The sequence below is a fragment of the Corallococcus caeni genome (genome assembly GCF_036245865.1).
GTDB lineage: Bacteria > Myxococcota > Myxococcia > Myxococcales > Myxococcaceae > Corallococcus > Corallococcus caeni.
Genome location: NZ_BTTW01000007.1, coordinates 264,045 through 286,201 on the forward strand (window position 1 = coordinate 264,045; position 22,157 = coordinate 286,201).

The 22,157-nt window shown below is 67.9% G+C and carries 15 protein-coding genes and 1 tRNA gene; 6 read left to right on the plus strand and 10 right to left on the minus strand.

Annotation, left to right across the window (positions count from 1 at the left end):
- Nucleotides 1–11: 11 nt before the first annotated feature.
- The 6 genes from AABA78_RS28140 to AABA78_RS28165 form a co-directional block, all read right to left on the minus strand.
- Complete coding sequence (locus tag AABA78_RS28140; protein ID WP_338267600.1) at nucleotides 12–6,302, minus strand: hypothetical protein; 6,291 nt, start codon at nucleotides 6,300–6,302, stop codon at nucleotides 12–14.
- Nucleotides 6,299–7,792: a hypothetical protein gene (locus AABA78_RS28145; protein WP_338267601.1), complete on the minus strand. Its 1,494-nt coding sequence runs from the start codon at nucleotides 7,790–7,792 to the stop codon at nucleotides 6,299–6,301. Before AABA78_RS28145 ends, AABA78_RS28140 begins: the two co-directional genes overlap by 4 nt.
- Nucleotides 7,793–7,827: 35 nt before the next feature.
- A complete protein-coding gene (locus AABA78_RS28150) occupies nucleotides 7,828–8,862 on the minus strand; it encodes a restriction endonuclease (RefSeq protein ID WP_338267602.1) in 1,035 nt (344 codons plus the stop codon).
- Nucleotides 8,862–9,020: a hypothetical protein gene (locus AABA78_RS28155; protein WP_338267604.1), complete on the minus strand. Its 159-nt coding sequence runs from the start codon at nucleotides 9,018–9,020 to the stop codon at nucleotides 8,862–8,864. Before AABA78_RS28155 ends, AABA78_RS28150 begins: the two co-directional genes overlap by 1 nt.
- Before the next feature lie 273 nt (nucleotides 9,021–9,293).
- Nucleotides 9,294–9,367, minus strand: a tRNA-Ile gene (locus AABA78_RS28160).
- Nucleotides 9,368–9,621: 254 nt separating this feature from the next.
- A complete protein-coding gene (locus tag AABA78_RS28165; protein ID WP_338267607.1) occupies nucleotides 9,622–10,440 on the minus strand; it encodes an SDR family NAD(P)-dependent oxidoreductase in 819 nt (272 codons plus the stop codon).
- A 176-nt stretch (nucleotides 10,441–10,616) separates the two neighbouring features.
- Here AABA78_RS28165 and AABA78_RS28170 point away from each other — a divergent pair, with 176 nt between their 5' ends.
- Nucleotides 10,617–11,192 carry an SMI1/KNR4 family protein gene (locus AABA78_RS28170; protein ID WP_338267609.1) on the plus strand — a complete coding sequence of 192 codons (576 nt, stop codon included), beginning with the start codon at nucleotides 10,617–10,619 and terminating at the stop codon, nucleotides 11,190–11,192.
- A gap of 35 nt (nucleotides 11,193–11,227) precedes the next feature.
- Here the strand turns inward: AABA78_RS28170 and AABA78_RS28175 are convergent, their stop codons facing one another.
- The 3 genes from AABA78_RS28175 to AABA78_RS28185 all read right to left on the minus strand — a co-directional run bounded on the left by AABA78_RS28175 (nucleotide 11,228) and on the right by AABA78_RS28185 (nucleotide 15,938).
- Nucleotides 11,228–12,706 (minus strand): hypothetical protein, encoded by a 1,479-nt coding sequence (locus AABA78_RS28175; protein ID WP_338267611.1) that lies wholly within the window; start codon nucleotides 12,704–12,706, stop codon nucleotides 11,228–11,230.
- A 143-nt stretch (nucleotides 12,707–12,849) separates the two neighbouring features.
- Nucleotides 12,850–14,079, minus strand: coding sequence for a hypothetical protein (locus AABA78_RS28180; protein ID WP_338267614.1), 1,230 nt, complete (start codon nucleotides 14,077–14,079; stop codon nucleotides 12,850–12,852).
- 119 nt (nucleotides 14,080–14,198) lie between these two features.
- The gene (locus AABA78_RS28185; protein WP_338267616.1) at nucleotides 14,199–15,938 is read right to left on the minus strand and encodes a serine/threonine-protein kinase; all 1,740 of its coding nucleotides are present in this window, start codon (nucleotides 15,936–15,938) and stop codon (nucleotides 14,199–14,201) included.
- Between the two features lie 165 nt (nucleotides 15,939–16,103).
- Here AABA78_RS28185 and AABA78_RS28190 point away from each other — a divergent pair, with 165 nt between their 5' ends.
- Both AABA78_RS28190 and AABA78_RS28195 read left to right on the plus strand, forming a co-directional pair.
- Nucleotides 16,104–16,718, plus strand: coding sequence for a hypothetical protein (locus AABA78_RS28190; protein WP_338267617.1), 615 nt, complete (start codon nucleotides 16,104–16,106; stop codon nucleotides 16,716–16,718).
- A 173-nt stretch (nucleotides 16,719–16,891) separates the two neighbouring features.
- Nucleotides 16,892–17,755 carry a YihY/virulence factor BrkB family protein gene (locus AABA78_RS28195; protein ID WP_171416317.1) on the plus strand — a complete coding sequence of 288 codons (864 nt, stop codon included), beginning with the start codon at nucleotides 16,892–16,894 and terminating at the stop codon, nucleotides 17,753–17,755.
- A 45-nt stretch (nucleotides 17,756–17,800) separates the two neighbouring features.
- On the opposite strand, the gene AABA78_RS28200 is transcribed toward AABA78_RS28195, so the two are convergent.
- The gene (locus AABA78_RS28200) at nucleotides 17,801–20,113 is read right to left on the minus strand and encodes an ArnT family glycosyltransferase (protein WP_338267619.1); all 2,313 of its coding nucleotides are present in this window, start codon (nucleotides 20,111–20,113) and stop codon (nucleotides 17,801–17,803) included.
- Nucleotides 20,114–20,289: 176 nt separating this feature from the next.
- Between AABA78_RS28200 and AABA78_RS28205 the strand changes: the two genes are divergently transcribed.
- The 3 genes from AABA78_RS28205 (at nucleotide 20,290) to AABA78_RS28215 (ending at nucleotide 22,149) form a co-directional block, all read left to right on the plus strand.
- Nucleotides 20,290–20,748 carry a GNAT family N-acetyltransferase gene (locus AABA78_RS28205; protein ID WP_338267620.1) on the plus strand — a complete coding sequence of 153 codons (459 nt, stop codon included), beginning with the start codon at nucleotides 20,290–20,292 and terminating at the stop codon, nucleotides 20,746–20,748.
- Nucleotides 20,749–20,900: 152 nt separating this feature from the next.
- The gene (locus AABA78_RS28210) at nucleotides 20,901–21,113 is read left to right on the plus strand and encodes a hypothetical protein (RefSeq protein ID WP_338267624.1); all 213 of its coding nucleotides are present in this window, start codon (nucleotides 20,901–20,903) and stop codon (nucleotides 21,111–21,113) included.
- A gap of 10 nt (nucleotides 21,114–21,123) precedes the next feature.
- Nucleotides 21,124–22,149: a galactose-1-phosphate uridylyltransferase gene (locus tag AABA78_RS28215; RefSeq protein WP_338267627.1), complete on the plus strand. Its 1,026-nt coding sequence runs from the start codon at nucleotides 21,124–21,126 to the stop codon at nucleotides 22,147–22,149.
- The last annotated feature ends 8 nt before the right edge of the window (nucleotides 22,150–22,157 follow it).

Sequence of the window (22,157 nt, forward strand, 5' to 3'; positions counted from 1 at the left end):
AGCCCCGGGGTTCACGAGCGGAACCACGCGTCGACCCGGGCGGGCTCGCAGGTCCGCCACAGCTCCAGCGTCAACCATTCCTTGGCGAGACGCGTGGCGTCCTTGTCCCGAAGCCCGAGGGTGAGCAGGGCCAGCAACTCACTCCACTCCGCGGGGGAGAGGGGCTGGCCGGTCCGAGCGCGGCGGTGCAGGGTGCGCAAATCTTCGGTACGCGTCGTGACCAGCTCGGTGAGGGCTCTCTCCACCAACGCAGGGTCATCCACGTTCGAGATTCTGGCCAGGATGTGCTGGCGCAGCGACAGGTAGTTCGAATTCCCGTACGAGAGCCGGCCTTCCTGGTCAGCCAGAACGGCCCGGGATGCGAAGCGCTCGATCCACTCCTTTAGCGCCTGGTCCAGGTCCCGGTTCTGCGCCCCCATGATGGCGCCCAGCAGCAGTTTTACCTGTTGGAGCGGGGTGAGTTCGGGGCGCGCGGCCAATGCCAGCTTTATCGAAGTGGAGAGCCTCCCTTCGTGCATGGACACGAAGTCCAGGAGCAGGCTGGCGCGACGCTCTGGCGGGCAGCCGATCTTCTCGAGGGTTTCGAAGATGTCTGGGGCTTCGTCGCACCCGCGTTCCATGTCCAAGCGCGCACTCATCACATGGATACGCTCCTCCACGGACAATCCCGTCCATTCAAAGAGGTCGGGTAGCCGCTCGAAGGAGAGCATCCACGTACCGCGCACGGTGCGGACCAGGGCATCCCGCAGCGCCTCGTTCGCCGGCTGGAGGGTCTTCAAGACGCTCGCGAACTGGAAGGTTTCGAAGTCATGGGTCTTCGCGAGCATGTGCACGGTGGCTTCGAGTACAGACGGGATGCGCGTGTCGCGGTCTCCCAGTTCGAGGAGCCCGCGGGCGGCAAGCGCCTGAAGATACAGATGTTGGTCCTCATCCTCCTCGACCGAGGCGATGTCGATGGCCAGGGCCCGGCGCAAATTCTCAATGCGCTGCCTGGCGGGCAGTCGTCCCAAGGCCGCGAGCCTGTCGAATTCAGTGATCGCGAAGAGATCCGCGGAAATGGTTTGAGCGGCCAATGCCTCGCGGACCCACTGGCGGACATCCTTGGGCGACCACAGCGGAGGCCTTGCTTCGGCTCGTTCCCGCACTGCTCCCCTGGCTTGGGGTGGCTTACACCAGCGTTGAAGTTGGTTCCCCACGCTCCTGGCCTGCGGAGAGCCGGCATGTGCGAGCACGAACGCGACGGCGAACGCCACCGCGTCTGGCACGACGCGCTGGTGTTCAAAAAGGCAATCCGAGAGCAAGGCGTGCCGTCCGGGCTCCTGCCGCCGGAACACGGCCCAGAGTTCGGGACGATTGTTCAGCCAATAACCGAGACACCCGCGGACCTCGCGCTTCGAGGTTGCTTCGGACACATAGCGGGTGAGAAACCGCTCCGCCATGTTCTGCGAATAGAAGCCGTACTCCTCCACGAATTGGATGACATGCTCGAGTTGTTCGGCGGGGCCCGAACTCAGACGCATCCCGAGGGCCGTGCACACCCGGTCACGGTATGCAGCCTGCTTCTCGAGAATCTTCACGGCGCGGGAGAAGCGCTCGAAGTCGTCGTCCTCCAGCCAGAGCGCGAGTCGCTGCAATCCGAACTCCGGCCAATGTCCGAAGAGCGCATGCATGGCCTCGAAGTCGACACGCGATGAAGAGAGGAACAGCTCGTCCAGCAGCAAGCCATTGGCCGGGCTTGGCGAATCGCCGAATCTCCAGAGCCAGGTCCTGTCGCATCCTCGCATGGATTCGCGTCCGTCCTGCTTGAGACAATCGAGCAGCGCCGTACGCGCTTCCTCCTCCATGAGCCCGTAGCGAAGCGCGAAGCGCGCGGCTTCGAGCCGGTGCATGGGGCTTGGCGAACCAGACAGGCGCTCTGATGTGGATTGGATCCACGTGGCCACATCGTCGGGGAACCATGCGACGAGCGCCTCGGCGGCAGCCAACACGAGATCCAGATCCTCTCCCTGGAGCACGAGCCGCCAGAGCCGGGCGGCTTCTTGCAGCGCATCGGCACTTCGAAGCAGGCCCGCGAGCGTGTCGGTCTGCTTCTGCGTCAGGAGGCTCGGGTCCATGGCCCGGGCCAGCTCAATGGCCTCGGGATACTTCTCGTCCCACAGTCCCAGACGGATGAGGTGGAACTGCCCGAGGGGACTCATCCCCATCCGTGCTCTTCGCAGGCGTTCCCGAAACAGATCACGTACGCCCGCGTGCCCTTTGATCAAGGAACTCAGCGCGACCATCGCGGCGAGACACGCCAGCCCCGGTTGCTCCAGGGCACCCAGCAGATCCTCCGCACAGGACGGATCCTTCTTCGCCAGATCGCTCACCAGGAAGGGCCAGTTCCCCGTCTCCAGCGGGGTATTCAGGGCGTCCTTGGGGGGAGTCATGTGGGCGAGCTCTCGCAGGAGGACGCGCACGGTGACCGCGGCCAGAGGTGCTGTCCTGTGGAGCTCCCAGAGCCGTGCACGCTCCTCCTCCTCCTTCGCTCGTACCGCAGCCTCCGCCAGGATGGTGACGGCCTGGTCGTCGAGCGCATTCCGCCAGAGCAGCTTGCGCGCCGCCGCCCGCCGCACGTTCATGTCCTCGGCGTGGAGCAGCTCGCGCAGGATGGGCACTACCTGCTCACTCAGTGCCTGCACCTGTGCCACGGCTTCCAGCGCGTCGAGCCGGGCCGCGGCCGCCACCTGTCTGTCGGCGGCACATTCGAGCCAACCTTCGAGCCGATTCGTCCTCAGCTGATACATCAGCTTCGCAGGATGCCCGTCGTACACCCACGTCCGCACGGCCCAATCCGGCGAACGTGAACACACCAGGAGCGTCTCCATCGCGGCCTCGGAGAGACCCTGCTCCAACCCCAGTGCCAGCCAGGCCCAACGTGCCCGAGCGGCATCATCCCGGCCGTTCATGCCGCGTCGTAGCGCCTTGTGGAGGCAGCCATCCTCCGGTGCGAGCCGGCGCAGGATCCTCGCGGCGGACATCCGCTGTTCGGTCCTCTCCTCGTGTTCGAGACACCTCCGGAGCAGGTCGGGCAGCGTGTAAAGCTCCTCGCCCATTGCCACCAGCAGCGACTCCAGTTGCTCGCGCTCCTTGTCCGCGGCCCCGGCCATGGACTCCAACACCTTTTGGGGCATGTCCTCGTAGAGGGGCGCCACGTCACGGACGATGTTTCTCGCACGGGTGCCCAGCGTCGAGCTGTCGCGCATCCACTCGAGCAGTGCCTCCCGCACGGCTCCTTCGTCAGCACAGAACCGCACCATGGACTGGAGCTCGGCGTCATGGAATGAGATGGAAGGGCTTTCGAGCAACAGCCTCAGCTCCCTGGCGATCTCCTCATCCCAGTACCCCGCGACCATGAGCAGGCTCGCGGCCGAGCTCCGCCGATTTCGAAGCTCGGACTCGACCCGCACCTCCTCCGCGGAGCGCTCCTCCCGCAGCTTGTCCCGTCCTTCATCGGAAGGCAGACGCGCGTGTACAAGCTCCCGCAGCCGCGCGAGTGTGGGTTCTCCGCTGCCGCGTACCAGCTCACGAATGGCATGGAGACTGTAATTCCGCGTCGCCCTGACCTGGCCCAACGCATCGATCACCTCATCGCTCCAGGCCCCGACGGAGGCTCTGGCGAGACCGTAAGCGCCGTAGAGCCTGAGCGAGGAGTGGGAGGGCTCCCTCATCCACTGTTCGCACGCGGCGCGCACGGCGGGCTCCGCGCGAGCGGCCGGCGCGACGACTCTCGCCACCCCCTCCCGTATCTCCTCCGCGCGGTGGGTGTCGATGCGGACCAGTCGCGCGACGAGCCTCGGGGCCAGAGACGCCAGCGGGACACGCTCGGCGAACCGGCCGAAGTCACCCCAGAGCAGCGAGGGAGGGCTCTTCTCGAGCACCTCAATCCAGGTCTCCCAGATGCGCTCCCGGGTATCCGCGCTGAAGCGCACGCCGTCCACGAGCCATCCCGATACGGTACACAGGCCCGGGCGCAGCAGTTGCTGGACGCCCTCCCCATCCTGCTCGAGCAGCGTTGTGGCGAGCGCGTTGCATTCGTCATGGGCGTCGAGCACGCGATCGAGCAGCGCCGCGGCGAATTGGAGGGTGAGGGGAGTCAGGTGGCTCTTCAGGAGCCGCTCCACGGCACCGGTGCCATCCCCAGCGAGGAAGCGCGCGGCGAGGAACTCGGCGAAGGTCGAGTGCCAGAAGGAGACCGTCGCCCCATTCTCTCGGACGAGGCCCGCCTCGAGCGCCAGATCGAGCGCGGTCTTCGCGTCGATGGGAGAGGGCGCGGGTCCGCCCCCGAGCCTGGCCGAGAGCATGCGGAGGAGCTTCGCGCGCCCGACGACATCGCGCTCCTCCTGGTGTACCAGCTCGGAGGCGACGGCGGACCAGACCTGGAGGATGCGGTCCACCTCCGCCGGAGGGCGCTTCAACGCGGAGCGCCACTTCCCGAGGATCGTCTGGATGAGTTCCTCGAACACGACGACCTGGTGTTCCGGAACGCCCTCCGCATTGGTGCGCGTGAGCGCGGAGAGGGTGAGCAGGAGTGGGTTGCCGCTGAGCTGCTCCCACTCCTCCCGTTTTTCGATCGCGAGCAGCAGCGCGTTCGTGCGGCGCCGCGCGCGCGCTATCCCCTCTGGACCGGGCCGGCCACGCGTCTCGACGAGCCGGTGCAAGCGCGCCACGAGCTGGCGCCGCTGCGAAGGGTCGAGCAGTGCGAGCTGTGCGTGATGGAAGCCTTCCACCTTCGGGTAGTAGCCGTGTGAGCGCGAGGTCACCAGCATGCGCGCCCGCGGGTAGGACCTCGCGAATGCGAGGAGCCCGTCGACGACTCTCTCCCGCAGCTCCTCCGCGGCCTCATCGAGCCCATCGCACAGGGCGAAAAGGCGCCCGGCTTCGAGCAGCGCACCCAGACCCTCGAACAACGCAGGGACTGCTCTCTCCTCCCGGAGCCCGCGTCGGATGAACTCCTCAAGGGACAGCGCCGCGTCCTTCGCGAGCGACCGGCCGAAATCGGCGAGGGAGAGGCGCACCGGGAGCATGTCTCGCAGCGACTCGATGGCCGCGACCGCGTGGGAATTGAACCCGGCACGGCCGCGCAGCAGCACGCGGGCCCGCTCGCCCGTCTCGCCAGGTGAGCAGGCCAGGAAGACGAGCCGCGTGAGCAGGCTCTTGCCCGCGCCCGGGTCCCCAATGACGGTGAAGCGGAGATGGTGGTGGAGCACCTCCGCGAACGAGGAGGGCCTGTCGCGGCGGGCGCCCCAATGCCTTTCCTCCATCCACTGGAGCTTCCGGCGGAGCTCCTCGCGGGCCTCCGGCGTGAGCTCCGGATCCCGCCATTGGCGCCGGAGCTCCGTCTCGGAATCTGCCTGCTCCTTGCTCTCGTCATACAGCGATGGGGCCACCGCGAAGCCGAGCAGCTCGAGAGACGTGACATAGGCGCCCCCGCCGAGCTTCACGAGGCCCCGGGAGGAGAGGTGGGCCGGATCCTCCGCACGGGCACGCTTGAGCTGCGCCAGGGCGCGTTCCTGTGCCTCGGGAGAGGGTTGCCACGCGACCGTCCGGGCGTCCTCGAGTCTGGAGACGGGAATCAATCCCTCCCCCTCGCAGTCGCCCTTCGGGCAGAGGAGCCAGGCCCGGGGCCGTGCCTCACGGCGCAGCGCCAACTTCCCGTCCATGTCACGCACCGGGTTGACCGCCAGCTCGCGTGTGACCTCACCCGTCGCCACGATGCCGTCGTCGAGCTCGTGCTCCTCGATACAGGAGAGGGCCGCGAGCGCCACGGCGAGGCCACACGACGAGCCTTTGATGATCTCGGAGAAGGGCTTGTCGAGGGAGACTCGAAAGCGGCGCTGCTCTCCCATGAGCCGCCGCGCCGCATCCAGCGCCTGCTGCATCGCCTGACGTGCGTCTTCATCCACCTCGCCTGCGCGCGGGAACTCGTCCTGGAGTGCGTCGATGGGCCTCACCGCCGCGACGACGAAGCAGCCGGTCTCCTGGGCCGGGAAGACGACCGGGAACGCCACTTCTCCCACGCGGAGCCGGGAGGTGACCGGAGTGACTCCCAGTCTCCGGGCCTCCTCCCTGCGGCGCTCATCCCAGAAGCTCGCGGGGAGCCGGTGGATGAGGTACGTGCGGAGGAATCCATACTTCAGCACCCGCCTCAGTGTCGGATCGCCCTCCTCCTTGATGAGGGAGCACGCGGCGTCCCAGGCGCGGTGCGGAAGTCCCCGCGCCATGAGCTCTTCCAGGTGGCGCTGGATTTCGCTGCGGCTCATGAAGTCGTGAGGGTGAATTCGACGGTCTTGCCCCGGAGCGAGACGTGGTGCAGTCCGGGGCGTGCCTCGGCCAGCCAGGCCTGGAACTCATCGCGGGTGAACGTGAGAGGCGTGCCATCCCGGGTCCCCCGAGGGGCCTCGTCTCCCTCGGTCCCGGATACCTGCAACACAGGAGTCCGGAGATCCTGCCCGATGGTCAGCTCCAGCACGGCGTCCCCCCAACGGTGGATCTCGACGGGCTCCGGACCGAGATCGATACCGCTACTGGCGAAGGCGTCTCGTGGAATGACCCCCGTAAGGGAGATGGCGTCCAGGATGCGCACCAGATGCGCCCCGAGAGACTCGGTGGGCCGCTTCACCTGATGCGCCGTCGCGGACGCGCGGACGACCGCCTGCCACAGCGCCATCACCGGCGCGTAGGGATCGCCACTGGACGGGCTCGGCTCCGGTTCGAGCGACCCGGCACGCGCGAGCGCCCAGTCTGCCAGGGGGGCTGCCTGCTCCGGTGAGAGTGCGAGACGCGTGGCGGCGAACCGCACCACGTGGTCGCGAGCAGCAGCGTTCGCGATGGCGGGCAGCGGCACCCCGTGGTGCTCGAGGAACATCGCCACGGAGAGCCAGTCGTCGAGGTCCAGGAGGACGTCGTGGAGGACGCCGTGAGAATCATCGCCCGCCTGGCAGGCAGCATCGAGCTCCACGAGCAGCGGTTTCACCTCATCGGGGGGAGCGAGGGTCGCCAGCCCGGAGATGTGAGGCAAGCCTCGTCGCAGCAGGGACTTGAGGGACTCGGATGAGCCGAGTTGCTCGGCACGAGCCATCAGCACGAGCACGCGAGCCGCATCATGGACATCGAGCGCCTCCATCCTCTCCTGCTCGATTCGATCGAGGAATGCGCCAAGCTCTTGCGCGAGGGGATCGCTCCAGGTGGGGGACATCCTCATCCTCGCTTTCGCGGGCTGGGTCGTCTTTGCGAGCCACTTCCGCCGCGCCGCGTTCAAGAAGGACTGGTTCCTTCCGGGTGGACCGTCCTGCCGTCTGGGCTCGGGGCGGAATGCTGTATTCACGCGCCAGCGGACCGAACCACGCTCTCTGGACAGCACGACGAACACACCTTCGTCGCCAGCGGCCATGGCCACGTGGTTCTTCTTGAAGGCGAATGCGAGGTGGCCACTCTTCACCGCCGAATCGAAGGCTCGCCAGTAGGCAGGCTCGAAGTGCAGATCATGGGCTCCGAGCACGTGTTGGCGGCAACCATCCGAAGCCAGCTCGAACCGATAGATGTCCTTTTGCAGGCAGAGCTCGGAACATCCAGCTCGCCTCGCCTCATTGCGAGGGTCGGGTGGAAGTCCAGGGCACACGAGGTGCCAGCACTCGATGGGCTCCATCAGGTGCTTGCGGACCTTGTAGAACCGCTGTGATTCAGGATCGATCCGGTCGACATCCGCTCGGAGCGGGATCCCGTCGCGGCGTGGGGCGTATGTCGGCTGCATCCGTTCTCCTCTCCAGCTGCGAGCTCAAAATTCGCTCAGATGGCCGGCCAATAGAATCGCTTGAGCGGCACGAGCGCGCGGGTCTCGCCATCGAGCGCGTCGTAGTGGTCGATGAGGAGCTTGCGCAGGGAGGCCAGGGTGATGAGCGTGACGGGGACCGATGCCCGGTCGGCCTCATAATGAGCATCCTTGCTGAAGCCTCCCGTGCTCACGTAGAGGCACTTGTCGCCCGGCTTCCGGCCGCCGAGAAAGGCACGAAGCTCCTTGCTGCCCATGATGCTGCCCGGGCGGTGCTTCACCTCGACGAAGATGCGCGGGTCCTGTAGGCCCAGGCCGTCGGGTGAGGCGAAGATGTCTACGCCGCGGTCGGCGCCCTTCGGGCTTACGGTTGTGCGATAGCCCATCGCACGCAGGATGCCGGCCACGAGATCCTGCAGTTGCTCCCAGTTGAGCCGACTGATGGCGTCCTCGACGAACGCGTCCGCCTTCTCCAGCATCTCGGCCCGGAGCTCCGCCTCGCTGCTGACTTCATCGCCCTCCTCGTCCTCGGCTGGCGCGGGCGGGGGACTGACACGGGCGGGCGCTTCGGGAAGGGGAGCGTCCAGGGGGACCTGGAGGCGGTGCAACTCGGCGGCGACGTCCTCGGACAGCTTGAAGAGCGTCTGGATGGCGCCCAGGCTGTTACGAGCGCCCGTGGAGAGAACGTCGCGCGCGACCTGGTGCGTCCACTTCACGTGGCGCACGTTGGGCTTGTCCTCCACGAACTGCGGCTGCCACTCGTAGCCAGACATGATGGTGCCCACGAGGTAGCGGCGGCGCTCGCGGTCGTAGGTGATGACGCTGTCGCCGGTGGCCAGTTCGTACGCGAAGCGCAGCAAGGTGCCGGCCCAGTTGCCGTGGGTGCCCTCCTTCTCGTCTGGGTATGAATAGGCGAGACGTGCGACGAGGTCGGCCTTGTTGGGTGACTCCAGCTTGCCCACGTGAGGCCATCCGAGAGCCACCACGGACTTCTGGAGGAACTCGTCCATGTTCTCGCCGCCACGGCCGGCGCGCACCATCCACATCGTCATCACGGATCCCTCGGAGAGGTGCAGGCGGCCAGCAGGTCGACATGCCGTGCCCAGCGCTCGCCGATGCTGAACAGCGCGAACCACCGCGCGAGGGCCTCGTCTTCGGCGAGGGCGGGTGCACGGCACTCCGAGAGGAAGTCCTCGCGACAGGTGGGCACCTCGAGGGCGGTCGCCTTCAGTAGGCGTAGGAAGAAACGAGAGGCATCAGCTTGTGGCATACGACCAGCAAGTTTACCGAACGGACGCCGCCTTCCCCAGGGAATGGGACGCGAGATCCGTGGGCGCGGTTCCTTTGCGCCGCATCGTTATCGGGTCCCGCCAGTGCCAAACGGGTACCAAATCCGGGGAACGGCTCCGAACGCGTATGGACGCTCAGGGCCCAAAGAAAAAGCCCCGGAATCACTTGGGAAAGTGACTCCGGGGCTGCTTGATGGCCAGGGTCAGACTTGAACTGACTACCTGCGGATTATGAGACCGCCGCTCTAACCAGGTGAGCTACCTGGCCGTGAAGCCCCGCCCATATACCGGGCCACGGCCGTGACCGCAAGAACTTCGGACGGGGCTCCCAGGCCCCTTCTGACAGGGCCGCGGGAGGGTTCACCCGCCCCTTTCCGCCCCTGGACCGGCTGCCCGCCTGTGCGGCAGGGCTCCAGGAGCCGGGGTGTCAACCAAATCGCGGCGCCAGAAGCCCTCGGCGAGGCAGGCGCGCGGCTGCCGCTGCTGCGCGCGGACTGAAGCCGCGCAGGCGCCCCCCTCGCCTCAGCCTTCGACGGTCCGGGTGAGGCCCAGCGCGTCCGCGTAGCTGTGCAGCCCGCGGATGTGATTGCCGCCGTCCACGGCGAGGGTGTCTCCGGTCATCCAGGACGCGAGGTCGCTGCAGAGGAACGACACCACCTTCGCCACGTCCTCCGGCTCACCCCACGCCTTCCCGAGCGGCGTGTGGGCGAGGAAGCCCTGCGCCATGGCGCCAGTCCCCAGGCCGGCCATCTCCGCCAGTGGGGTGCGGATGGCGCCCGGGGCCACGACATTCACCCGGATGCCGTAACGCCCCAGCTCCGAAGCCGCGGCCTTTGAGAAGTTCGCGAGCCCCGCCTTGGATGCGCAGTAGTGGGACAGCCCGTCCGTCACCGCCGTCTGGTTCAGTGAGGAGATGTTGACGATGGAACCCGGCTGCTTCGCGGCGACGAGCGCCTTCGCGAGTGCCTGGGTGAACAGGAAGGGCCCCTTCAGGTTGATGGCCAGGACCTGGTCGAACTCCGCCTCGGGCAAATCGAGCACCGTGCGGATGGTGGCCGTTCCGGCGTTGTTCACCAGGATGCCTGGGAGGCCGAACTCACGCGTGGCGACTTCGAGCGCTCGCGCCACGTCCTCCGCGCGAACCACGTCTCCCGCGAAGGGCACGGCCCGGGTGCGCCCCTCCGCCGCCCGGTTGAGCTCCGCCGCGGCCGTCTCCAACTTCTCCGGTGTCCGCCCGAACAGCAGGACGTTGGCGCCGTCCCGCATGAGGCGCGCGGCGATTCCCAGACCGATGCCCTGTCCTGCTCCCGTCACGATGGCACTGCTCGACATCAGCTTCATGGTGTGGCTCCCAGCTCGGGTTCCCGTGCGGGTCACGACTTTACTCCGAGTGCGCGTCGCCGCGGGTGATGCGAGCTTTTCGGTCGTCACCTCGAAAGGGTCCGGAAGCCGCGTAGCATCGCGCCTGGGGATGGAGACCGCGGCGGCCGTCGTCCCGATGAAGAGGAGCCCGAAGCGTGCCCCGTGCCATGGATGCCATTGAAGCCTTGAAGGAACGTCTTGGTCGCGAGAAGGGACTCCCCCTCCAGACGGTGCGGTTGACGCCTGTCGACGCGAAGGAGCTTCACCTCCTGGAGGGCACCCTGGGCAAGGTGCTGCCCGGGTCGTATCTCCAGTTCATCACCCGGCACGGGTTGTTCTCGGCGACGGATGCGCGTGGCTGCGAGCTCGCGAGGATGCTGAGCCCCGCGGAGGTGCTCGAGCGCCACGAGTGGCAGAAGCAGTTCGTGGAGGAAGGCTCGTTCGGAGACGAAGAGGAGGAGCTCGAAGCCGCCCGCCGCGAGGCAGCGGTGCGGGCGAGACTCATTCCCTTTCAGTACGTCTCCTACGACGTGAGCGACTTCTACTGCTTCGACATGGGGCTGCGCCGCGCCGAGGGGCTGCTCATCTTCCAGGCGTACCATGACGACTTCGACCTCGCGCCCTGGCTGCTGGACGAGTCCCCCGACGTCTCCGCCTGCACCTTCGACTTCGACGAGCACCTGACCTGGGTGCTCCGAGAGTGTCTGAACGAAGGCAAGTGGGGGCGGTAGGTGCTGGACTCGGAGGCAGCGCGTTCCCCGCGGAGCTACTGGTAGCGAGCGACCCACAGGGTGTCGCCCTCCTCGGCGAGCTCAATCCACACCGCCGTCGCATGCCCATTCAGGTCCATGGTCCCCGTGATGGCGCCCACGACGGCTTCAGGCGCGGACCGCAGGGGTTCCGGGGCCCGGAAGTTGCCAGGGGCATACAGGTAGCTTGCCCAGGCCGTGTGGTCGGACTGTGCCCAGAAGGCGACCTGGTCCCCGGCCGGGTCGGAGGCGAGCACGGGATACCCGCCCAGCACGGTGCCTCCGAGCCGCTGGTTGTTCGGGTCGACGCTGCGGTCGAAGCGCGGACGGATGTCCCAGTCGTCCTTCGCCGCGACGTACACGCGCCCCTCGGCGGCCCCGGTGAGGGGCGGGGGATGGGGAAGATACAGCCAGCCGGCCAGTGCATCGCCCGTGTTCGTCGCGATGACGATGGACGGGTTGAACATGCCTCCGTAATCGGAGATGTGCGAGTCGATGCGCTCGGAGGGCTGCCATGTGTTGCTCGCACGGTCGTAGCGGCGTGCGTCGATTCCCTGCATCAGTTGGCCGGACAGCGTCGCGACGTGCTGTGGCCAGACGGCGATGGCGTTGCCCGCCGCGTCCATGGCGATGGCGGGCGTCGAGGCCGGGCCGTAGTTCGTCCGGCTCAAGATCGCATCGCCACACCACTGGAACGTGTCGGCGTTGTACCAGCTGCCATGAATGGCCTGGGTCCCTCGGGCGTCCGCCTGCTGCCACAGCACGAGCGTGCTGCCGTTCGCGTCGAGGGCGGCGGCGGGCCAGAGCGATGGGGTGTCACGCGCCGAGTTGAGGGGCACCGGCGGTTGGATCCACCGGTCGCCGGCCACCGCGTAGCGCATGGCCATCACCCGGTGCTCGACGGGCTTGCACAGCGTCTTGCAGAGCGTTGTCCAGACGAAGACCGCATCGCCCGTGGGGGACATGGCCAGACGCATGGTGGGGGTGTCGTCAACGGGGAACGTGAGCTGGAGCGCGCGGCTCCATTGGCCCGTCGCCTCCGAAAAGCGGCTTGCGAAGAAGGTGTTGCCGGCGGGGGTCTGCTGGAGCCAGACGGTGATGGCATTTCCCAGCTCATCCGCGGCCAGACTGCTCCGGAGAACGTTTCCGGGTTGGGATTGGAGCGGCTGCTCGGGCGTCCATGTGTCGGATGTGGCGGCATAGCGGCTGGCGTAGAGCGCCGTGTAGTCGTGGGGCGCGTTCTGGGTCGTGACATGCGCGAAGATGGCGACGGCGCTCCCGGAGGGGCCCGCCACCACGCGAGTGTGCTCCCACGAAAGCGACGGCCCGGCGGAGAGCCGCTGGGGCTTGCTCCAGCTCATGATGCTGGCAGCCCCCGCGATGGGACTCCGGGGGGAGGGGGGCGCCCCGAGGGTGCAGACCGCGCAGCCGAACCCCCCCAGCGCCAACCCCATCACCATCACGAACAGCCAGACGCAACGGACATGGAATCGCATGTGTCTCCGGGCGCGCCTGTTTGCCCCGGATCTATTCCCCAGGCCCCCTGGCGGACCAGTGTCCGCGCGTCCCTCCTGCGTGAGCAGAATGCAACGGCCAGGGGCCCTGGCGCCCGATGAGAGGGGATTGAGCCGCGAGCCCTCTACGCGATGGCGTCGTAGACGCCTCGAAGCTCCGTGAGCCGATGCCTCACCGTCGCCGGCTTCGTGAGCTGCCGGGCGCGGACCACGATGGAGATGTCGGCGTCGTTGGCTCGACAGGCGTCACCGCAATGATGACCCACCGCGTGCTCGTCATGGGCGCGCAGCTCGTAGAGCACACTGTCTCCATAGGCTTGTGAGAGCCGGCCATAGCCCTGGGTGCGGACGGCGGGAGCTGCGTCGAAGATCTGGTTGACGGCGATGATGGCGTTGGCGTTCGAAATCTCCGCCCGACCCCTGAGCACCTTGCTTGCCTGAAGCTCCAGGAACAGGCCGTTGCCCGCCGGGTTGGCCCAGGACTCGGAGAGCGTCACCGTGCCGTCATGGTTCATGCACAGCATGAACGAGTGCCCATCCGCCTGGGCGGTGCACCGGAAGTGCAAGAGATAGAGCTTGTTGTGATCCGACAGCAATTGCACGGCGAGGGCCCGTGCTTGCTCGCGAAGGGCGGGGCCCCTGCCTCCCGCCTTGTAGGTGGCGTGCTTGCGGCCCAGGATGTTGATCATCCCGGCCGCCGTGGCGTGGCAGATGGCCAGGGCGCCCATCTGAGCATTGTCGAGCGACGCCTGCTTCGCGAACGCTACGAGGTCCCGGCTCCCCTCGGGGACGCGCTCCAGCGGATTCGCGACGACCGCCCGCCTGCTGGAGTTCCACCCATCACCGTCGGCGATGTTGGCGGGGTCGCCGGCGTTGTTGATGAGCAGCTGCGCCCGCCCCGCGAGTTGCTTGTCGGTCAGCAGCCCCCGGTTTCCATTGAGCTCGGCCATGACGACATTGATGGCCTTCGCGCCATTCCAGTCGTTCCGGGTCGAAACCGCATCCGGCCTGTTGATGGTCGCCGTTGTCTGGCAATGCCCCCGCAACACGAGCGCCGCCGCATGCAGGCGTTGAACCTGGGCCTTCGGCTTGGTGACCATCGGGATGTTCAACAGGACATCAATGACGGCGACCTCGTCATTGAAGTTGAACCGGGCCGTCGAGCGATCCGAGAGGGCGTTCACACAGTCGGCACAGATATCAATGAGGTCCTGCCCCAGCGCCCTCGCGACGTCGCGCTTGTAGACATGGCTTCCACCAAACCCCAGGAAGTTCTTCGCCGTCTCCGGGGGAAGCGCGTTCCGGGCAGCGCGCAGCTCGGTCAAGACCGTCTTGAAATCGTGAAGAGTAGCCATGCCCTGAATAGACTCAGGTCGTCCGTTTTCCGTCAAGATGTGGACACATCAATAAAAACAAACTGCCTGCGACGTCTGTTTCAGCGGGCGCTTCCAGCAGCTCGCGCGCCGCCGGGGACTCAACGTGAGCCGTCCTTGGAATCGCGGTCTCGCTGGCGGAGCAGCGCCGCGGCCCGGGTGCGGACGCTGGCCATGGGGTGCTCCCGGGCCGCATCCTCCAGCGCGGGCACCGCGGCCTCGCCCAGGTCCTTGCGCAGGAAGTCCTCGCAGGTGCCGTGGAACCGGTCGCTGACGAGGCAGTGGATGGCGTCCTGGATGATGACCGGCGCGTTGCGGTACGCGGCGTCATTGCGCAGCGCCGCCCGGTAGGCCGCCACGCCATCCACCCAGCGGAGGTTGTCGAAGTCGACGTTCCCCTCCAGGTAGCGGACGTAGGCGCTCGTCGGGTACTTCGCCGCCAGCTTCTTCAACGCCGCCAGGGCCGCGTCCCGTCGCTGCGCCTTGATCAACCGCTGGGCCTCGTCGATGCCCGGGAGCTGCTCCACGACGGGCTGCCATTCCGTGGCGCCCGTTGGAGCCTCCGCCGGTGCTTCTTCCGGCGTGGGGGCCTTGGGCGAAGGGCGCTCCGAGGACACAGGCGCCGGGCTCGTGGACCTTGACGCCACCGCCCACCAGCCAAGGCCCACCGCGGCCAGGGAGAGCACCGCCGCGCCGCCTACCACCCGGCGCGAGCGGCTCCGGGTGGGTGAGGGTGTGATGGGGCCAGACCGGACCGTGGCCTCGGACTCCTCCTTCCTGGCCACGGCCTCCGTCGGAGCCACCGGCAGGGGCTCCGGGGCACGGGCTTCGGCCTGAAGGCCCACCGGCGTCGCGCGGGGCTGCGCCCGGACGTTGCGGGTCGCGAGCACCTCTTCCCTGGGACGTGACGGCGTGGGCGAGGAGGCGCGCGGCGCCACCGGTGCATCGGCGGCCACGGCAGACACGGGAGACACCGCCGGACCCACCCCGGCCCCTTCGAGGGCGGCCAGGAACTCCGTGGCGGACTGGAAGCGATCCCCCGGGGCCTTCTCCATCGCCTTCGCCAGCGTCGCTTCGAGCTCCGCGGAGAAGCCCGCGTCAGGGGCTGCGTCGCGCAACCGGGGCGGCGTCACCTCGCGCTGCATGCGCAGCAGCTCCGCGTTGCTGGTGGCGTTGAAGGGCTTCTTCCCGGTGAGCAACTCGTAGAGCAGCACGCCGGTGGCGTACAGGTCCGTGGGCGGGCCCACCGGCTCGCCGTGGATCTGCTCCGGGGCCATGTAGGACGGCGTCCCGAGCATCATCCCCGAGGTGAGGCCCGTCACCTCGTCGCGCAGCTTGGCCAGCCCGAAGTCGAGGACTCGCACCTGCTCCCCGAGCCCCTCCGCGTGGGTGACGATGATGTTCTCGGGCTTGATGTCGCGGTGGATGATGCCCTGCGCGTGGGCATGGGCGAGGCCGGCGAGCACCTGCCGCACGGTGCCCAGGGCCCGCGCCGGGAGCAGCGGACCGTCGCGCAAGAGGCTCCGCAGGGTCTCTCCGGTGACGAAGTCCATCACCATGAACGGCGAGTCCTGGTCCACGCCGAAGTCGATGACCGACACGCAGCAGGGATGGGTGAGGCGGCTCGTGGCGCGCGCCTCCACCTGGAAGCGCCTGCGGAACTCCTCGTCCCCGGCGGCCCAGGCATGGAGGAACTTGATGGCGACGGGCTTGCCCACCTCCAGCCGCTCGCCCCGGTACACCATGCCCATGCCACCGGCGGCGAGCCGCTCGATGATGCGGTAGCGCTCCTGCAACACCGAGCCGATGCGGGGATCCGAAACGGCTGTGGGCTCATTCATGGGCGCGCACGATAACAAGTCACGGCCCCGATGAAGCCGTCATACCCGGAGTGCATCGAAGAGCCGGGACGCGGGGGCGGTCATGGATGAAGGAGATTCCCTGCGCACCCAGGAGATCGCATCATCGCGGCACACCGCTGCGCGCTCTGTTCTTTTGGAGATGAAATGACGTTCGTATCGCTTCTCGTCGTCCTCGCCTCGACAGCGACCGCGGGTGACGTGCCGCGCTCGGGCTATTTCGGTGCGGGAATCAACCTGGAGCCCCTCGCGGTGGGGCCCATGCAGGCGTTCTCGGGCGGCCGGACGGCGGTGGGCATCAGCCTCCAGGCCTCGTTCCAACTGGATCTCGGTTCCCGGTGGGCGTTCCGGCTGCCGCTGGAGGTGGGTGTCGGTGGCTCCGGGGATGCCACCTTCTCCGAGGTGGGCGTCACCCCGGGGCTGCTCTACCGCTGGCGCGACGACGCAGGCCAGCGATGGGTTCCGTACCTCGGTGGCGGGGTGAAGCTCGGCGCCGCGGGAGCGGGCAGGGAGCTGCTGGGGCTGCCTCTCGTCACCACCGTGCAATCGCTCGACCTTGACTTCGATGACGACGGCGACAGCGAGTCGGATCCCAACTTCGAATCGCGCCTGGGCGCCTTCCCGGAAGTCTGGGCCGGGGTGGAGTGGCACCCCAACCGATGGTTCGCGCTCAACCTGGGAGCGGCCTACACCTACGTGCGGCTCCTCGGCAGGAACGTTCACCTGCTGCATGAGCGAGTGGGCGTGAGGTTCTCCCTGTAGCGCGTCTTCCTCTGGGGGGAGGGGACTCCGATGCTCGAAACCCGATAGCTGCCTGGCAGGTCCTCGGGGGAAGGGGAGGCGGGCCGTTGCGCGCGGCCGCGGCCGTCACGATGACGGTAGGAGCATCCTGTTCCATCCCAGCGCGCATGCCGCCGCAGGGGAGCGAGGGGCCGATGAGACAGCACCCTGTCTGGCCACTGCTGAAGCAGACCCTGTCCGAGTGGGTGGACGACAACGTGCCCGCGCAGGCGGCGGCGCTCGCCTACTACACGCTGTTCTCCGTGGCGCCGATGCTCATCATCGCCATCGGCGTGGCGGGCCTCGTGTTCGGACGGGAGGCGGCGCAGGGGGCGCTCCAGAGCCAGCTGCAGGGCCTCCTCGGCGACGCGGGCGCGAAGGTCGTCGAGGATCTGGTGGCCAGCGCGAGCAGGCCCAGTTCGGGCATCCTCGCCACCGTCGTCGGCATCCTCGTGCTCGGCTTCGCCGCCACCGGCGTCTTCGTCCAGCTCCAGGACTCGCTCAACGCCATCTGGAAGGTGAAGAAGAAGCCGGGGAACGGGTTGCTCGCCTTCGTGCGCCAGCGCCTGCTCTCCTTCGCGATGGTGCTGGGAATCGGCTTCCTGCTGCTCGTCTCGCTCGTGTTGAGCGCGGCGCTCGCTGCCGCCGGCACCTTCCTCGTGGGCCTGCTGCCCGGCTGGGAGGCGGTCCTGCAGCTCGTGAACCTGGCCATCGCCTTCACCGTGACCACGGTGCTCTTCGCGATGATCTACAAGGTCCTGCCCGACACGCGCGTCGCCTGGAAGGACGTGTGGCTCGGCGCCGCGGTGACCAGCTTCCTCTTCAGCCTGGGCAAGCTCGGGATCGGCCTCTACCTGGGCAAGAGCAGCGTGTCCTCCTCATACGGGGCCGCCGGCTCCTTCGCCGTGCTGCTGCTGTGGGTCTACTACTCCTCGCAGCTGCTCTTCCTCGGCGCGGAGTTCACCCAGGTGTACTCGCGCTGGCGCGGCAGCCGGCACGCGGCGACGTCGACGCGCTGACGCGCTGACGCGCAACGTGCCGGCACTTCCGCGCGCGGCGTCGCCTCACTCGATGGTCACCAGGACGAACTTGTTGTTGATGTCCCGGTCGATGAGGGTGACGGTCTTGTCGGAGCCCACCGCGGTGCGCAGCAGGTTCAATCGGTTGTGCTCCACCAGCGCCCACTTGCGCCCAGGCCGCGACGCGTACCGGCGCATGCGCGTGTTGGCGTCGCTCGCACGGAACTGCTCCACCGTGTTGCGCGAGTAGAACGTCTCCCCGCGCCAGTTCATCATGTACGCGGCGATGGGCTCTCCCGCCTGGCGCTGGTTGTAGTAGCGCCAGAACAGGTCGCGTTGCGTCCAGTGGTGGGACAGGTCCACCCAGTGGCCCCAGTTGAACCAGAGCGCGAACGCCGCGGCCAGGCCCCAGAACGTGCTGAACAAGAGCACGCGCGAGCGCTGCAGCGCGGCCACCACCGCCAGCACGCCGGCCACGCCGAACGCGAAGCCCATGCCCAACTTCACGTTGATGGTGCCGGACAGGGCCTTGAACAGCGCGTCCGACGCGGGCGGGCCCTTGAAACCGCGCACCGCCAGCGCCACGCCCACCAGCGCCAGACCGAAGCCCACCACCTGGAGCACCGTGCGCCCCGGCGCCTCCTCCGGCCGCGACGACTGCCAGACGAGGAAGCCCGCGAGCGCCAGCAGCGCCACGCCCCACAGCCCCATGGCGGACACCTGCCCCTGCGTGGCCACCGCGGCCAGCGTGGCCCCGCCGGTGAGCAGCGGCCCCAGCGCGACGGCACGCCCGGCGGCCGGACGCTCCTGCTTCACCTTGGAGGAGAACGCGTCGAAGGCCAGGTACACGCCGAAGGCCAGCAGCACCAGCGTCACCAGGTCGCCCATCCACAGAGGGCGCGAGGAGAAGAACGCGATGGGCCGGGAGACCAGGTCCTGCGGGTAGGGCCGGTCGTAGTTGAAGACGAACAGGTCGGTGAAGTCCTTGGGGTTCTCCGCCAGGTCCTTGCCCACCAGGATGAAGAGCACCAGGCCGAAGATGAGGCTCACGGCGTGCTCGGAGATGCCGTCCTTCCACAGCCGGTCCACGAACAGCGCGATGAGGATGGCCAGGCCCGGCAGGATGGGAAAGACGTAGTGGTGGAACTTCGTGGCGCTGGAGGCCAGCAGGTAGAACGCGAACGCCACCCACAGCACGGCGATGAGCGCCAGGTGGTCCGCCTTGTCCCGCGAGCGCAGCTTCAGGCGCGACACGACCGCGAACGCGCCGGGCAGCAGCGCCACCCACGGGAAGATGGCGAAGCCGCCCTGCTCGATGAAGTAGGTGAACGACCCGCCCGGCGTGGTGGTGAACACGCCCGCGGTGAGGCGGTTCAGGTGGTCATGGATGAAGAAGCGGTACCAGAACAGCTTGCCCTCGTCGTCCACGCCGTCGAAGAGGCACAGCGTCAGGTACCAGGGCACCGCCACCGCGAAGAACACGAGGATGCCCGTGCCCAGCTTCATCCGGTACATCTGCGCCCACAGCACCGGCATGGTCCGCGTGCCCGCGCGCACCTCGGCCCGGTAGTCGCCGTTGAAGAGCCAGCGCAGGTGCGCCTCCAGGCTCTCGCGGCTCCACGGCATGACGGCGGCGGCCGCGTACAGCACCAGGATGACCGCGGGCAGGCCCACGCCCAACAGGCCCTTGGCCAGCGTGGCCAGACCCGCGAAGACGTAGAACGCGTACCACCAGCCGGCGCGGTGCTTCGTGGTGTCGTCCAACTGCCCGATGAGCGCGCACGCCATGGCGCACACGAAGGTGGTGACGAAGGGCGTGTCGGTGACGGTCTGACGGGTGAGCAGGAAGTACAGCGGCATGGTGGCCAGCACGAAGCCCGTGGCCAGACCCGCGCGCATGCTCACCACCCGCGCCACCGCCAGCGACAGGAGCGCCACGGCGGTGATGCTCAAGAGGGCGAAGGGCATCCGCATGCCCCACTCCGTGTAGAGGCCCATGGCGCCGTCGCCTTTGAGCGCGCCGACGATGTTCATCCCCAGCGCCTGCATCCACATGGTGAGCGGCGGCTTGGAGAAGAACCACGCGTTCTCCCAGAAGGGATAGACGTAGTCGCTGCGCTGGATCATCTGCCGGCCCACTTCGCCGTAGTGCGTCTCCCAGGGGTCCCACAGTCCCACGGCGCCCAGGTAGGGCACGAAGAGCAGCGCCGCGAAGCCCGCGGTCGCCAGGACCACGCGCGTGCTGAAGGACAGGGCCAGCCAACGCCTCGCCCATGAAGACGTCAGGGTGTCGTCACCCAGGATGGCCTGAGCGAAGGTGGATTCCCCCTGCGAGCTCTTTTCGCCGTCGCTTGCCACGCGCGCGTGCTCCTTCGTCGTCCGGGACGGGCCCATCGTGCTCCCCATGGAGCTGGGGGGCTTATATTCCCACCCCCTTCGCCGGTCGACCGACCTGGGCGGGAGGGGAGGGGGCCGGAGGGTGACTGAATGGAGGACGGCCCCGACCGGGTTCGACCCCTCTAGGATGTTTGCCCATGCCCTCCATCACCTTCCGACACGCCCAGGCCACGGACCTGCCCACCATCCTCAAGCTGCTCGCGGACGACGCCATCGCGCAGTCGCGCACTGGCAACACGGAGGACATCAGCCCCTCCGTCCGCGCCGCGTTCGATGAACTCCACGCGGACCCGAACAACGAGCTCATCGTGGGGGAACAGGACGGGGAGGTCGTGGCCACGCTCCAGCTCACGTACATCCCGGGCCTGAGCCGGGGCGGGATGCGGCGGGCGCTGGTGGAGGCGGTGCGCGTGCGCTCGGATCTGCGGGGACAGCGCATCGGTGAGGCGTTGATGGTGGACGCCATGGAGCGCGCCCGGGCCCGGGGCTGCGGCCTGATGCAGCTCACGACGGACAAGCGCCGCCACGAAGCCCACCGCTTCTATGCGCGGCTGGGATTCGTGGCGAGCCACGAGGGCATGAAGCGCCCTCTCTGAATCACTGCCGCGGCCGAGCCGTGGCGGAAGCCGAGGTGCGCGCCGAGTGGGCAATAGGTTGCCCCCGCGGGTAGTTTCTCCGAAGCGCCTCGAAGCCCAGCTTCCGCGACATGCCTGCAGGAGCGCGTGGCCGCCGGGCGGGAGCGAGCAGCATGCTGGAACTCGTGGACGTCGGGGAGCGCTCGCTCGAGTCCTATCGTGGCGTCGCACCCGACTCCCTGCTCGACACGTCACATCCCCACCCGGACGTCTGGAGCTTCATCCGCGCCTTCCTCCCGGACTCCGACGCGGCCATCTTCACCCTGGCGGAGCCCTGCCGCTCCACCTTCCTGGAGGCTCCTGGCCACGACGTCAGGGCTCACTGAAGGGGGAGCCATGTCCCAGTTCCGTCAGAGCCCCTTCACCAAGGAGTGGGTCCTCATTGCTCCCGAGCGCGCGGGCCGCCCGCAGCCTGCGCATGCAGGCCCCGCGCGGCCACCGGCAGAGCATTTCGTGCCCTCCTGTCCCTTCTGCCCGGGCAACGAGTCCCTCACCCCGTTCGAGCGCCTGCGCCTGCCTGCCCCCGGAGGTGCGGGGTGGCTGCTGCGCGTCATCCCGAACAGGTATCCGGCGCTCATGGAAGGACAAGCGCTGGAGTGGCAACGCCGTGCCGGCCGGCACAGCCTCACGGGGGCGGGCTTCCACGAGGTGCTCATCGAGACGCCGGACCATGCGCTCACGCCCGCGCTCCTGCCCGAGGCGCATGTCGAGGCCATCTTGCGGACCTACCGCGAGCGCTTCATCCGGCTGAGCGAGGACCCGCGCATTGCCCACGTCACCCTCTTCAAGAACCACGGCCGAGGTGCCGGCACCAGCCTGGACCATCCGCACTCCCAGATCATCGCGGCGCCGGTCATCTCTTCATGGCTGCGCACGCGGCTCTACGAAGCACGCCGTCACTGGGACGAGTCCGGCATGTGCATCTTCTGCGAGCTGATGCGGGAGGAGCTCGCGGCGGGGGAGCGCATCGTGGAGCAGAGCGAGCACTTCGTCGCCGCGGCCCCCTTCGCCTCGGCCGTGGCCTTCCAGGTGAACATCTACCCGAGGCGCCACACAGCTTCCTTCGGTGACATCTCCCCGGCGGAACTGGACGGTCTCTCGAAGATGCTGCGCTCCGTCCTGAGGCGGCTCTTCTTCGGCCTGGGCAATCCCGACTTCAACTACGTCATCGACACCGCTCCAGCCGAGGAGGCGCGCGTCCGGTACTACCACTGGCACGTGCGCATCCTCCCGCGCATCAGCGAGGTGGCGGGCTTCGAGTTGGGTTCGGGCATCGCCATCAACGCCGTCGCGCCGGAGGACGCGGCCGAACTCCTTCGCAACGTGGACGTGGAGTCGGAAGCCCCAGGGCCCATCTCCTGAAAGGAGAC

Excerpts from the sequence above, each read along its gene's own strand:
- AABA78_RS28140 (WP_338267600.1), bottom strand. The coding sequence starts at position 6,302 with ATGAGCCGCAGCGAAATCCAGCGCCACCTGGAAGAGCTCATGGCGCGG.
- AABA78_RS28145 (WP_338267601.1), bottom strand. The coding sequence starts at position 7,792 with ATGCAGCCGACATACGCCCCACGCCGCGACGGGATCCCGCTCCGAGCG.
- AABA78_RS28150 (WP_338267602.1), bottom strand. The coding sequence starts at position 8,862 with ATGACGATGTGGATGGTGCGCGCCGGCCGTGGCGGCGAGAACATGGAC.
- AABA78_RS28165 (WP_338267607.1), bottom strand. The coding sequence starts at position 10,440 with ATGAAGCTGATGTCGAGCAGTGCCATCGTGACGGGAGCAGGACAGGGC.
- AABA78_RS28175 (WP_338267611.1), bottom strand. The coding sequence starts at position 12,706 with ATGCGATTCCATGTCCGTTGCGTCTGGCTGTTCGTGATGGTGATGGGG.
- AABA78_RS28180 (WP_338267614.1), bottom strand. The coding sequence starts at position 14,079 with ATGGCTACTCTTCACGATTTCAAGACGGTCTTGACCGAGCTGCGCGCT.
- AABA78_RS28185 (WP_338267616.1), bottom strand. The coding sequence starts at position 15,938 with ATGAATGAGCCCACAGCCGTTTCGGATCCCCGCATCGGCTCGGTGTTG.
- AABA78_RS28190 (WP_338267617.1), top strand. The coding sequence starts at position 16,104 with ATGACGTTCGTATCGCTTCTCGTCGTCCTCGCCTCGACAGCGACCGCG.
- AABA78_RS28195 (WP_171416317.1), top strand. The coding sequence starts at position 16,892 with ATGAGACAGCACCCTGTCTGGCCACTGCTGAAGCAGACCCTGTCCGAG.
- AABA78_RS28205 (WP_338267620.1), top strand. The coding sequence starts at position 20,290 with ATGCCCTCCATCACCTTCCGACACGCCCAGGCCACGGACCTGCCCACC.
- AABA78_RS28210 (WP_338267624.1), top strand. The coding sequence starts at position 20,901 with ATGCTGGAACTCGTGGACGTCGGGGAGCGCTCGCTCGAGTCCTATCGT.
- AABA78_RS28215 (WP_338267627.1), top strand. The coding sequence starts at position 21,124 with ATGTCCCAGTTCCGTCAGAGCCCCTTCACCAAGGAGTGGGTCCTCATT.